This is a genomic window from Streptomyces sp. UC4497, from assembly GCF_054871485.1.
Window position 1 is genome coordinate 24,284 of the sequence record NZ_JBTYHB010000029.1, and the last position, 12,213, is coordinate 36,496.

General features: G+C 65.7%; 10 protein-coding genes and 1 tRNA gene. 3 read left to right on the forward strand and 8 right to left on the reverse strand.

The features are described 5' to 3' along the window. Nucleotides 1–44 precede the first annotated feature (44 nt). Together ACYSUO_RS30865 and pyk are read left to right on the forward strand one after the other, a co-directional pair. Nucleotides 45–740: an SIMPL domain-containing protein gene (locus ACYSUO_RS30865; protein WP_461779502.1), complete on the forward strand. Its 696-nt coding sequence runs from the start codon at nucleotides 45–47 to the stop codon at nucleotides 738–740. A 133-nt stretch (nucleotides 741–873) separates the two neighbouring features. Next, nucleotides 874–2,310, forward strand: a complete 1,437-nt coding sequence (gene pyk, locus ACYSUO_RS30870) for a pyruvate kinase (protein ID WP_461779503.1) — start codon at nucleotides 874–876, stop codon at nucleotides 2,308–2,310. A gap of 125 nt (nucleotides 2,311–2,435) precedes the next feature. Here the strand turns inward: pyk and ACYSUO_RS30875 are convergent, their stop codons facing one another. The 3 genes from ACYSUO_RS30875 to ACYSUO_RS30885 all read right to left on the reverse strand — a co-directional run bounded on the left by ACYSUO_RS30875 (nucleotide 2,436) and on the right by ACYSUO_RS30885 (nucleotide 5,480). After that, nucleotides 2,436–4,397 carry an alkyl/aryl-sulfatase gene (locus tag ACYSUO_RS30875; protein ID WP_461779504.1) on the reverse strand — a complete coding sequence of 654 codons (1,962 nt, stop codon included), beginning with the start codon at nucleotides 4,395–4,397 and terminating at the stop codon, nucleotides 2,436–2,438. 136 nt (nucleotides 4,398–4,533) lie between these two features. Beyond that, complete coding sequence (locus tag ACYSUO_RS30880; protein WP_461779505.1) at nucleotides 4,534–5,310, reverse strand: helix-turn-helix domain-containing protein; 777 nt, start codon at nucleotides 5,308–5,310, stop codon at nucleotides 4,534–4,536. 86 nt (nucleotides 5,311–5,396) lie between these two features. Beyond that, nucleotides 5,397–5,480 (reverse strand) — tRNA-Leu (locus tag ACYSUO_RS30885). Nucleotides 5,481–5,578: 98 nt separating this feature from the next. Between ACYSUO_RS30885 and ACYSUO_RS30890 the strand changes: the two genes are divergently transcribed. Beyond that, on the forward strand, nucleotides 5,579–6,235 hold the full coding sequence (locus tag ACYSUO_RS30890) for an ANTAR domain-containing response regulator (RefSeq protein WP_461779506.1): 657 nt from the start codon (nucleotides 5,579–5,581) through the stop codon (nucleotides 6,233–6,235). A gap of 92 nt (nucleotides 6,236–6,327) precedes the next feature. On the opposite strand, the gene ACYSUO_RS30895 is transcribed toward ACYSUO_RS30890, so the two are convergent. The 5 genes from ACYSUO_RS30895 to ACYSUO_RS30915 form a co-directional block, all read right to left on the reverse strand. Next, complete coding sequence (locus ACYSUO_RS30895; protein ID WP_426904170.1) at nucleotides 6,328–7,044, reverse strand: ABC transporter ATP-binding protein; 717 nt, start codon at nucleotides 7,042–7,044, stop codon at nucleotides 6,328–6,330. Further along, nucleotides 7,041–7,880, reverse strand: coding sequence for an ABC transporter ATP-binding protein (locus tag ACYSUO_RS30900; protein ID WP_461779507.1), 840 nt, complete (start codon nucleotides 7,878–7,880; stop codon nucleotides 7,041–7,043). Before ACYSUO_RS30900 ends, ACYSUO_RS30895 begins: the two co-directional genes overlap by 4 nt. Before the next feature lie 5 nt (nucleotides 7,881–7,885). After that, entirely contained in the window at nucleotides 7,886–9,679 is a 1,794-nt protein-coding gene (locus ACYSUO_RS30905) for a branched-chain amino acid ABC transporter permease (RefSeq protein WP_461779508.1), read from the reverse strand. Between the two features lie 5 nt (nucleotides 9,680–9,684). Further along, nucleotides 9,685–10,614, reverse strand: a complete 930-nt coding sequence (locus ACYSUO_RS30910) for a branched-chain amino acid ABC transporter permease (RefSeq protein ID WP_461779509.1) — start codon at nucleotides 10,612–10,614, stop codon at nucleotides 9,685–9,687. A gap of 117 nt (nucleotides 10,615–10,731) precedes the next feature. Beyond that, nucleotides 10,732–11,970, reverse strand: coding sequence for a branched-chain amino acid ABC transporter substrate-binding protein (locus ACYSUO_RS30915; protein ID WP_461779510.1), 1,239 nt, complete (start codon nucleotides 11,968–11,970; stop codon nucleotides 10,732–10,734). Between the last annotated feature and the right edge of the window lie 243 nt (nucleotides 11,971–12,213).

Here is a 12,213-nt window from a genome sequence, read left to right on the forward strand (position 1 = left end):
AACAGCCTCACAAGGTTTCGTTTCGGTGATGACAAAGTGGGCGCATGACCAACGACCACCCCACCGCCACCCCCGAAGCCCCACGGATCGCCGTCCGCGGAGAAGCCCACATCGAAGCCGAACCCGAACTCGCCCGCATCGGCATCACCGTCGCCGCCCGCGGCACCGACCGCCGCACCGCCCTCGAAGACCTCACCCGCCGCAACACCCACGTACTCGACCTCATCAAGAGCTACGGAGACGCCATCGACAAAACCGCCACCGGCGCCCTCTCCATCACCCCCGAACTCACCAAACGCGGCCGCGGCGAACGCATCCGCACCTACCACGGACGCGTCCACATCACCGCCGACCTCACCGACTTCACCGCACTCGGCGAACTCACCACCCGCCTCGCCGACCTCGACCTCACCAGCGTCCAAGGACCCTGGTGGTCCCTGCGCCCCACCTCACCCGTACACGCCCAAGCCAGGCAACAAGCCGTCCGCGAAGCCGTCCAACGCGCCCGCGAATACGCCGAAGCCCTCGACACCACCCTCGACGCACTCATCGACATCGCCGACATCGGCGCCGACGACCCCACCATGACCGACCGCGCCATGCCCCGCGGCATGATGCGCACGGCCGCCTACGCCGGCGCCGAGCCCGAACCCGCCCCCGCACTCGACCTCGAACCCCAACGCCAACGCGTACGCGCCCAGGTCAACGCCCGCTTTACGATGCACCCGCCCACCCTCTGAAGCCCTCTGATTCGCTCATCAGAGCGCAACGTCGCCCATATTCAAGCCTTGTCAATAGCCCTTCACGCAAAGGTTGTTGAGTAGTCATGACCGACCAATTCTCTACCCGTCGGTAAGGTTTAGGCTCGAAAGCATGCGCCGAGCAAAGATCGTCTGCACCCTGGGCCCCGCCACCGACTCGTACGAGCAGATCAAGGCACTCGTCGAAGCCGGAATGGACGTAGCCCGCTTCAACCTCAGCCACGGCACCTACGCCGAACACGAGGAGCGCTACCAGCGCGTGCGAAAGGCCTCCGACGAGACCGGCCGCAGCGTCGGAATCCTCGCCGACCTTCAAGGCCCGAAGATCCGACTCGGCCGATTCAGCGAAGGACCCGTACTACTCGAACGCGGCGACGAGTTCACCATCACCGTCGAAAGCGGCATCCAAGGCGACCGCCAAACCTGCGGCACCACCTACGACGGCCTCGCCCAAGACGTCACCACCGGCGAACGCATCCTCGTCGACGACGGCAAAGTCACCCTCGAAGTCACCGCGGTCGACGGACCCCGCGTCCGCACCCGCGTCATCGAAGGCGGCATGGTCTCCGACCACAAGGGCCTCAACCTCCCCGGAGTCGCCGTCTCCGTCCCCGCCCTCTCCGACAAGGACGAAGCCGACCTCCGCTGGGCCCTGCGCACCGGAGCCGACATCATCGCGCTCTCCTTCGTCCGCAGCGGCCGCGACATCGAAGACGTCCACCGCATCATGACCGAAGAAGGCCGCCACCTCCCCGTCATCGCCAAGGTGGAAAAGCCCCAAGCCGTCGACAACATCGACGACATCGTCGCCGCATTCGACGGCATCATGGTCGCCCGCGGCGACCTCGGCGTCGAAATGCCCCTCGAACAAGTCCCGATCGTCCAAAAGCGCGCCATCAAACTCGCCAAGCGCAACGCCAAACCCGTCATCGTCGCGACCCAAATGCTCGACTCGATGATCGACAACTCCCGCCCCACACGCGCCGAAGCGAGCGACGTCGCAAACGCCGTCATCGACGGCACCGACGCCGTCATGCTTTCCGGTGAAACCAGCGTCGGAAAATACGCCATCGAAACCGTCAAGGTCATGGGCCGCATCGTCGAAGCGGCAGAGGAAGACATCCTCGCCAAGGGCCTCCCGCCGCTCACCGAACGCAACAAGCCGCGCACCCAAGGCGGAGCAGTCGCCCGCGCCGCAGCCGAAATGGGCGACTTCCTCGGCGCGAAATTCCTCGTCGCCTTCACCCAGTCCGGCGACACCGTCCGCCGCCTCTCCCGCTACCGCTCGCCGATCCCGCTGCTCGCCTTCACCCCACAGGCGGCAACGCGCTCACAGCTCAACCTCACATGGGGCGTAGAGACGTTCCTCGGCCCGCACGTCGACTCCACCGACGCCATGGTCGCCCAGGTCGACGAACAACTCCTGAAGATCGGCCGCTGCAAAAAGGGCGACACCGTCGTCATCACGGCAGGCTCCCCTCCCGGCGTCCCCGGCTCCACGAACCTCGTCCGCATCCACCACATCGGCGAGGACGACAGCCCCAAGTAGCAGGCAGTAATACGTAGTTGGGGCCGCAGACCCGTAGGTAAAGGGTGCGGCCCCTACGCACGTTCCTGGGCATGAACCCCGTGCATGCCCAGGACGACTACGGGGTCAGGATTGCGGAGTCACGATCACGGCGTCACGATCGCGAAATTCGGATCCGGCTTCTCGACCACGCCCAGCAACTTCTGCAACAGCGACGCATCACCCGACACCTCAATGTCCCCCAGCCCCTTCCCGCCCAACAAGGCGAGCAACTGCGGCTTGGTCATGGACAGCGTCACACCCGCGCCACCGTCGGCCTTGTCATCGCTCCTGTACGTCAACACACCGTTCTGCAACGTCAGGTGATAGACGACACCCAGCGCCGGGAAACTCCAGTCCATCCTGATCTTCAGATCCCACGCCTTGGGCCCATTGATCCGAATCGCGACCGAGTCGATCAGCTGGTCGATGCCCAGAGCCATCATCATCGTCGGACTCACCGACGTCGACCCACCCGGCTTGACCCCGTCCGTCAGCTCCATCGCACCCGTGAGATAGAAGTTCCGCCACACCGCGTTCTCGGTCGCGTACCCCAACCTCGTGTAAATCGCGGCTAGTTCGGCTTTGGCGGCCTTGTGATCGGGATCCGCGAACACGACGTGATTCAGCAACGTCGCGGCGAACCGTAGATCACCATCTTTCGCGAACCCCTTCGCCTTGGCGACCGTCGCCGTCCGCCCACCCAACGCCTTCACGTACCGCTTCGCCTCATCGACCGGCGTGTGCTCCCAGAGATGGGCCGGATTCGCATCGAACCAGCCCATGTAGCGCTGATAGATGCCCTTCACGTTGTGACTGAGCGAGCCGTAGTAACCGCGATTCGCCCACACGTTCAGCGCGGGCGGCAGCTGAATCTCCTCAGCGATCTCCCTACCGGTCATCCCGATATTGATCATCCGAAGCGTCTGATCATGCATGTACGCATACAAGTCCCGCTGCACCGCCAGCAGTTCGGAGATCTCCTCACCACCCCACGTCGGCCAGTGATGCGACGCGAACGCCACATCCACCCGATCCGCGAACAGATCGATCGACTCGTTCAGGTAATGCGCCCACTCACGGGCATCCCGCACCTGCGCACCACGCAGCGTGATGATGTTGTGCATCGTGTGCGTCGCGTTCTCCGCCATACACACCGCACGCAGATCAGGGAAGACAAAGTTCATCTCCGCCGGCGCCTCGGTCCCCGGCGTCATCTGAAACTCGACCCGCACCCCGTCGAACGTCTCGACCTGCCCGGTCTTGGTGATGCTTTTGGTGGGCGGGATCAGCCCGACCGTCCCCAACGACACGTTCTGCCCGAGGCCACAACCGATCTGCCCCTTCGCCGACTTGGGCAGCCGCGCGCCATACATGTACGAGGAACGACGCGTCATCGCCGTACCCGCGTACACGTTCTCCGAGACGGCGTGCTCCAGGAACCCCTCGGGCGCGACGACCGGTACGTCACCGGCCCCGTCCGGCAGAATCCCGTACGCGCCACCGAAGTGATCGACGTGCGGGTGCGTATAGATCAGCGCCGTGACCTTCTTGTCGGCGGCGTCGCGGTGGTCCCGGTACAGCTTCAGCGCTGCGGCGGCCGTCTCGGCGGAGATCAGCGGGTCGATGACGATGAGCCCGGTATCGCCCTCGACGATCGTCATGTTCGACAGGTCGAGTCCACGGACCTGGTAGATCCGGTCGGTGACCTTGTAGAGCCCCTGCTTGCTGACGAGCTGCGACTGCCGCCACAGGCTCTTGCTGGCGGTTGCGGGGGCGTCCTTCTTGAGGAAGTCGTACCCGTCGGCGTCCCAGACGACCTTGCCGTCCGCGTTCTTGATCACGCCCGGCGTGAGCGCCGCGATGAAGCCCTTGTCGGCGTTGGTGAAGTCGGTGTCGTCGTCGTAGTTCAAGTCGCCCTCGTCCGTCGCGCCGATGCTGTCCCCTGAGGTGGCCTGGCCGCCGCCGGGTCTGTGTGCGGCGAACGCAGACTCCGGGCTCACGGCCACGGCAGCCGCGGCGGCACCTGCCGCGGCCGCGACGAAGCGGCGCCGGTTGATCGGGCTCATGCGTACCTCTTCGGGCGGGTGGTGGGTGTGAACCCGAACGTCCGTCGAGGCGGGTGGGGTGGTCAAGGGTTCCTGGGGGATTTGGGGCAGGTCCCAGGGTGTAGGCGGGGCGGGTGTGACGGGTCCTATTGCGGGGTCAGTACTTGGGACCTACGTGGGCGTCCATGAGGGCGACATCCGCTTTGCGGGCGACCGAGATGTTGCGTGCGTTTGCTTGCTTCCAGCGGACGTCGAGCTTGTCGAGCGTGTCGGTGTAGAGCTGCCGGATGCACTCGGACTTGTTGGTGAAGAAGTACCGGGGGTACTCGTATCGCTTGCGTTCGCCGGCGATGACCCGGGTCGTCCAGTTCGTGGTACGGCATCCGTCGGAGTGGATGAGCCCCCGGACGAACTCCCAAGGGTGGGCGTCGACGATCTCCTGCTGCCAGGAGGCCAGGACGATCTTGCGCTCGTGCTTCTTGCCGGGGCCGTGCTGGGGGAAGAGGCAGGGGACGTGCTGCGAGTAGAGCTTGATGTGGTGGCAGCCCTGGCTCTTTGCCCTGCAGACCTGATTGCTCGGGAAAACGCTGCGCATCGCGCTCTCGGTTTCGTCAGCGACGCCGGGCCAGGCGTCGGCGCAGGCGATCCTGAGACTGGGTACGCGGTGGCCCGCGTAATGGGAGATGTGGCCGTCTCCCAGGTACTGGCCAAGGAGATAGGAGTACGCGGGTGAATCCAGCGGATGGTCGTCGCAATGCGGGCAAGCCGACGAGTGCCCTCCTGGACACTCTCCGTGCTTGGCCCGGTCATTGTGCTTCCAGTGCCCAATGGTCCCCACGGGGATGCCGAGGGTGCGCGCCACGTCAGCGTTCTTGGCTCCGCCTCGAAGGAGCGTGATGGCGTGCTGGCGAGTTCCGAGCGGGTGCATTTTCATGCAGCAATCCTGCATGGGTATGCAATTCCGGGGACACTAAAAAGCGGAGGTTCACGAGAACGTGAACCTCCGCTTTTTGCTTGCGGTGCCGGGTATGGGATTCGAACCCACACGTCCTTTCGGACAGAGGTGTTTGAGACCTCCGCGTCAACCAGTTGCGCCAACCCGGCTCGGCACTGCGCTGAGTGTACCGGTTCATGAACGGCAGCCGCAGCTAGGTAGGCTTTAGGGCAGCAGCACACCGCCTGCCCGAACAAGGAGCGCCCCCGTGACCGCCCCCGAGACGCCCGAGCCCGTAGACGCAGTCGACGACGACAAGTCGCACGTCCCGCCGCTGACGACCCGCGTCGTCATCGCCGAGGACGAGGCCCTCATCCGCCTCGACCTCAAAGAGATGCTCGAGGAAGAGGGCTACTCCGTCGTGGGCGAGGCCGGCGACGGCGAGCAGGCCGTCGAGCTGGCCCGTGAGCACAAGCCCGACCTGGTGATCCTCGACGTGAAGATGCCGAAGATGGACGGCATCAGCGCGGCGGAGAAGATCGCCGGTGAGTCGATCGCCCCTGTTCTGATGCTGACCGCGTTCTCGCAGCGCGACCTGGTGGAGCGTGCGCGCGACGCCGGTGCGATGGCGTATCTGGTGAAGCCGTTCAGTAAGAGTGACGTCGTCCCGGCGATCGAGATGGCCGTGTCGCGCTTCACGGAGCTGAAGACGCTGGAGAACGAGGTCGCGGACCTTACGCAGCGTCTTGAGACGCGGAAGCTGGTGGACCGGGCGAAGTCGGTTCTGCAGACGGAGTACGGGCTGACGGAGCCCGCCGCGTTCCGTTGGATTCAGAAGACGTCGATGGATCGCCGGTTGTCGATGCAGCAGGTGGCCGAGGCGGTCATTCAGGATGCCGCGGAGAAGAAGGCTTCGAAGGGCTGACGTCGCTCGTTACGTGTGTGAGGCCCGCATCCCGTTTCAGGGGTGCGGGCCTCAGCCACATTCACGTAAAGCACGTACAGCACGTAAAGCGATCAGTCCTCGCCGAGGTAGGCCTTCCGTACGGATTCGTCGTGGAGGAGGTCTTCGCCGCTGCCGGAGAGGACGATGGAGCCGACTTCCATGACGTGGCCCTGGTCGGCGAGTGACAGCGCCGCTTGGGCGTTCTGCTCGACCAACAGGATGGTCGTTCCTTGGGCCTTGAGTTCCGAGATCGTCGACATGATCTTCTGCATCATGATCGGTGAGAGGCCCATGGACGGTTCGTCGAGCATCAGCAGCTTGGGTTGGGACATCAACGCCCGTCCCATGGCCAGCATTTGCTGCTCGCCGCCGGACAGCGTTCCCGCCGCCTGCTTCCTACGTTCCCCGAGGATCGGGAACAGTTCGTAGGCCCGCTGCATGTCCTTTTCGACGGCCGCCTGGTCGCGGCGGAGGAATGCGCCGAGTTGGAGGTTCTCCGCGATGGTGAGGCGGGGGAAGATGCGGCGGCCTTCGGGGGAGTGCGCCAACCCCATCGCGACGATCTTGTGCGCGGGTACGGAGGCCAGCGGTTCCCCGGCGAAGCTGATCTTGCCGCCTGAAGGTTTCAGCAGTCCGGAGAGGGTGCGCAGGGTGGTGGTCTTGCCGGCGCCGTTGGTGCCGATCAGGGTGACGACCTGGCCTTCTTCGACGCTGAAGGAGATGCCTTTGACGGCTTCGATCTTGCCGTAGGCGACCTTGAGGTCCTCGACCTCGAGCAGTGCGGTCACTGGTCGTTTCCTTCCCCGTCGGCCTGGGCTTCCGCGGCCTGGACTTCTTCGATGGCGGTGTCTTCGGGGGCGCCTTCGAAGGGGGTGCCGAGGTAGGCGGCGATGACGCGTTCGTCGCCCTGGACTTCTTGGCTGGTGCCTTCGACGAGTTTTTCGCCTTGGACGAGTACGGCGACGCGGTCGCAGAGGTTGAAGATGAAGCGCATGTCGTGCTCGATGACGAGGACGGCGATGCCCTTGTCGCGGATGGCGACGACCAACTCTTCGGTGGCTCGGGTCTCTTGGGGGTTCATGCCGGCCGTCGGCTCGTCCAGGAGAAGGAGACCCGGTTCACTGGCCAGTGCCCTCGCGATTTCCAGCTTGCGCTGTTCTCCGTAGGGGAGGTTGCGGGCGAGGTGGTCGCGTTTGTGGGAGAGGCCGATGAAGTCGAGGAGTTCCATGGCGCGTTCTTCGCTGCCGCGTTCGGCTTTGCGGAAGCCGGGTCCTCGTAGGAGGGCCGACCACAGGCCTTCCTTGGTCCGCGTGTGGCGACCCACCAACACATTCTCAAGGACGGTCATGTTGGCGAAGAGGCGGATGTTCTGGAAGGTGCGGGCGACGCCTGCCTGGGTGACGAGGTGGGGTTGGGGCGGGAGGGTGTTGCCCTGGAAAGAGACCTTGCCTTCGGTGGGGACGTAGAGGCCGGTGAGGCAGTTGAAGAAGGTGGTTTTTCCGGCGCCGTTGGGGCCGATGAGGCCGACGATTTCGCCTTGGTCGACGTGGAGGTCGACGTCTCGTACGGCGGTGAGGCCGCCGAAGCGCATGGTGACGCCGCTTGCCTGGAGCACTGTGGTCATGGTGGTCACGCTCCGGCCTTGGTGGGTGCCGTACTGGCGCCGGTGAGGCTTGTTTGTTCGGGGACGTCGAGTTGGCCGGTGTCGTGGAATTCGAGTTGCCGGCGTTTGTCGGCGACGAGGCCTTCGGGGCGGAAGCGCATGAGGAGGATCAACGCGATGCCGAAGAGGAGGAGTTGGTAGTCGCCGATGAACTGGAGTTTGGCGGGGATCAGGTAGAGCAGGGCCGCGCCGATGAGGGGGCCGCTGACGGTTCCCATGCCGCCGAGGATGACTGCGGCGAGCAGGAACGCGGAGTTGGGTGGTGCGTTCTCGACGAATTTGTACTGGTCGGGGGTGACCGAGTACTGGACGTGGGCCTGGACGCTGCCGGCCATGCCTGCGAGGGCGGCGCCGAGTGCGAAGGCGAGGAGTTTGAGGCGGAAGGCGTTGATGCCCATGGCGCGGGCGGCTGTTTCGTCTTCGCGGATGGCGACCCAGGCGCGGCCGATGCGGCTGTCGCTGGCGCGGCGGAAGACGGTCACGACGATGATCGTGAAGAACAGCATGAGGAGGTAGTAGTTGGCGAAGCGGCCGAGGTCGACGCCGAGGACGGTGTGTGTTTCGCCGAGGTCGAAGCCGAAGATTTTGAGGTCGGGGATGTTGGGGATGCCGTTGGGGCCGTTGGTGATGTCGGGGCCTGAGTCGCCGTCGAGGTTGTTCATGGTGATGCGGAAGATTTCGCCGAAGCCGAGGGTGACGATGGCGAGGTAGTCGCCTCGGAGGCGGAGGGTGGGTGCTCCGATGGCGACGCCGAAGGCGAGGGAGGCTGCTGCGCCGGTGAGTACGGCGGCCCAGAAGGGGAAGTGGACGCCGATGGTGGAGTCGGGGCTGCCGGAGACGAGGGCTGCGGCGTAGGCGCCGACGCCGAGGAAGGCGACGTAGCCGAGGTCGAGGAGTCCTGCGAGGCCGACGACGACGTTGAGGCCGAGGGCGACGGTGGCGAAGACGAGGATGTTGGCGGCGACGTTGGTGTAGGTGTCGTTGGTCTGGGTGAAGGGGAAGGCTGCCGCGGCGACGAAGGCGGCGGTGAGGCTGATGTTGCGGTGTTTGTTGGTGAGGCCGGTGATGCGGGCGAGGAGGCCTGCTTTGGCGAGGCCGGCTGCGCCGAAGGAGACGATGATGAGGTAGCCGACGAAGAGTTCGCCGTATTCGGTGTCGATGCCGTACGTGAAGACGTAGAGGGCGAGGCCGAAGGCGATGGCGATGAGGAGGATTTCGGCCCAGGCGGGGAGCTTGATGGTGCTGGGGCGTGGGGCCGGGGCTTTGAGGGCGGCCCGGAAGCGGCGCCAGGGGTTGGTGGCTTCGGGGTTGGGGACGTCGGCGGGGAGGCCGAGGGCGAGGAGAGTGGTGGCGAGGGCTGCGATGCCCGCGATCCAGGCTCCGGGTTCGAGGTTGGCGGTGCCGCCGAGTTTCGCTGAGATGGCGCCCATGGTGTAGCCGGTGGTGCCGAGGGTGCCGAGGGCGAGGAGGAGGGTGGGGGCGGTGGTGCCGCCGGGGGTGAGCCATTGGAGGCCGCGGGTGCCGAGTCCCGAGAGGGCGAGCAGCAGGGTGAGGAGTGCGCCGACGAGGGTGAGGACTTGGAGTCCGCCGGGGTAGCCGGTGACGGTGAGGTCGCCGGGGAATTCGGTGGTCCAGGTCCAGGCGAGGAAGGTGCTGGCGAGGGTGAGGAGGGCGCCGGCTGCGGTGCCGTAGCGGGCTGCTTTTTCGGGGAGGGGGAGGGCGGCGGTCTTGGCGCCGGCTGTGGCTGTGGTTGTCGTCATGGTGGTCACGCCCTGTCCGAGACGCGTTCGCCGAGTAGGCCTTGGGGCCTCAGCAGGAGGACGAGGATGAGGAGGGCGAAGGCCCAGACGTCCTTCCAGGCTCCGCCGCCGAAGAGTTCCATGCCGGGGATGTCGCCGATGTAGGCGGTGGCGAGGGCTTCGGCGAGGCCGAGGGTGAGGCCGCCGATCATGGCGCCGTAGATGTTGCCGATGCCGCCGAGTACGGCTGCGGTGAAGGCTTTGAGGCCGGCGATGAAGCCCATTTTGAAGCCGACTTGGCCGTATTTGAGGCCGTAGGCCATGGCGGCGACGGCTGCGAAGGCGCCGCCGATGGCGAAGGCGGTGACGACGATGCGGTCGGTGTTGATGCCCATGAGCTTGGCGGTGTCGGGGTCTTGGGAGGTGGCTTGCATGGCGCGGCCTGTGCGGGTTTTGGCGACGAAGTAGGCGAGGCCTGCCATGCAGATGGGGGCGGCGATGATGAGGAAGAGGTCGCCGCGTTGGAGGGTGAAGGCGCCGAGGTCGATGGGCCCGCCCTCGAACTGGGGGAAGGTGCGGTCGGCCTTGGCGTCGGGGTAGAAGGCCCAGACGGCTTGCTGGAGGGCGATGGAGAGGCCGATGGCGGTGATGAGCGGTGCGAGGCGTGGGGCGTTTCTGAGTGGCCGGTAGGCGAAACGTTCCGCGCCGACGGCGATGAGGACGGAGCAGGCGATGCCCATCAGGAGCATGAGGGGCATGGCGACGGCGAGGGATGTTCCGCCGGGGAGCAGGAGCCACATGGTGAGGGCGCCGAAGCCGCCGATCATGTAGATCTCGCCGTGGGCGAAGTTGATGAGCTGGATGATGCCGTAGACCATGGTGTAGCCGACGGCTATGAGGCCGTACAGGGCTCCGAGGATCAGGCCGTTGACCAGCTGTTGCGGCAGATCGTGCACCGCTGGGCCTCCGTGGGTGGTGGTGTCAGGTACGGGTGCGCGGGGGGCTGTTGGTGGGCCCCCCGCGCATGGTTCGGTGCTGGGGGAGTGTCCGGGGTGCCGGGCGCTCCCTGTTGGTTACTGCGCTTCCAGCTCGCCGGTCTTGACCGGGGTGTGCTCGCCGCCCTTGACCTGGTAGACGGTGAGGGTGCGGTTGGTGGTGTCGCCGTACTGGTCGAAGGCGACGTTGCCGGTGACGCCGTTGAAGGAGACCTTCTGGGTGGCTTCGCTGATCTTCTTGCGGGCTTCCTTGGGGTCGCTGGGAAGCTTGCCGTCGTTGTCGGCCATGACCTGCTTGACGGCCTGGATGATGGTCCAGGCGGCGTCGTAGGAGAGGGCGCCGTAGGTCTCGTAGGGCTCGTCGTAGCCGGCGGCCTTGTAGTCGGCGATGAACTTCTTGGCGGTGTCGAGCTTCGCGGGCGGGGCGCCTACGGAGGTGGCGAAGTCGCCTTCGGCGGCCTTGCCTGCGAGCTTGGTGTAGTCGGCGCTCTGGAGGGCGTCGCCGCCGATGACGGGGATCTTGGCTCCGGCGTCCTTGATCTGCTTGGACAGGGGGGCGCCGGCCGGGTATTCGCCGCCGTAGTAGACGAAGTCGGCCTTGGAGTTCTTGATCTTTGTGGCGATGGCGCCGAAGTCGCGGTCGTCGGGGTTGATGTGGTCGGTGGTGATGACCTTGCCGCCGAGCTTGGTGAATTCCTGGCGGAAGGTGCGGGCGAGGCCCGCTCCGTAGGTCTTCTTGTCGTCGACGGAGTAGACCGTCTTCAACTTGAGGGTGTTGTACGCGTATTGGGCGGCGTAGGGGCCCTGCAGCGCGTCGGTGGTCGCGGTGCGGAAGTATGTGTCGAACTGGCGCGTCTTCTTGGTCGCGTACTTGGCGCCCTGGGTGAGTTCGGGTGCGGTGTTCGCGGGGGAGACCTGGACCAGGTTGGCGGAGGCGAAGGTCTTCTGCATCGACTGGGCGACGCTGGAGTTCAGCGGGCCGACGACGCCGAGGACGTCGTCCATGCCGACGAGTTTCGTGGCGTTCTGTCCGCCGGTGGAGGGGTTGGCGACGTCGTCGAGCGGCTCGGTCTTGAAGGTGACGCCGTTGACTTCTTTGTTCTTGTTGGCGGTCTTCGCGGCCAGGTCGACGGAGTTCTTGATGCCGATGCCGATGGCCGAGAGGTCGCCGCTGAGCGGGGCGTCGACGCCGATGACCACGGTGGTGTTCTCTCCGCCGCTGGACTTCTTGTCGTCGTCGCGCGAACCGCAGGCGGTGAGCGTGAGTGCTCCGGTGGTGAGCACGGAAGTGAGTATGAGCAAAGAACGGTGTCGCACGATCATTCCTCTCCCTGGCGCGGTCCCCTGGTCCAGGGGCCGTGTGTCTCGCCGGGCCGTACGGAGTGGTACAGGGGCCGTGCAAGTGGTGCGCCCGGCGGCGCGGTGACTGGCCGTGACTATAAGCGCAGGTGGCGGGGTGGAGCGTGGGTGCGGAAGAGGCTGTGACGTTCTTGTTATGCCGGGCGTCCCGGCTGGGCGGCGCAGACCAAGATCACCTCAAGTCCCGTCGTGGGGCGGGGT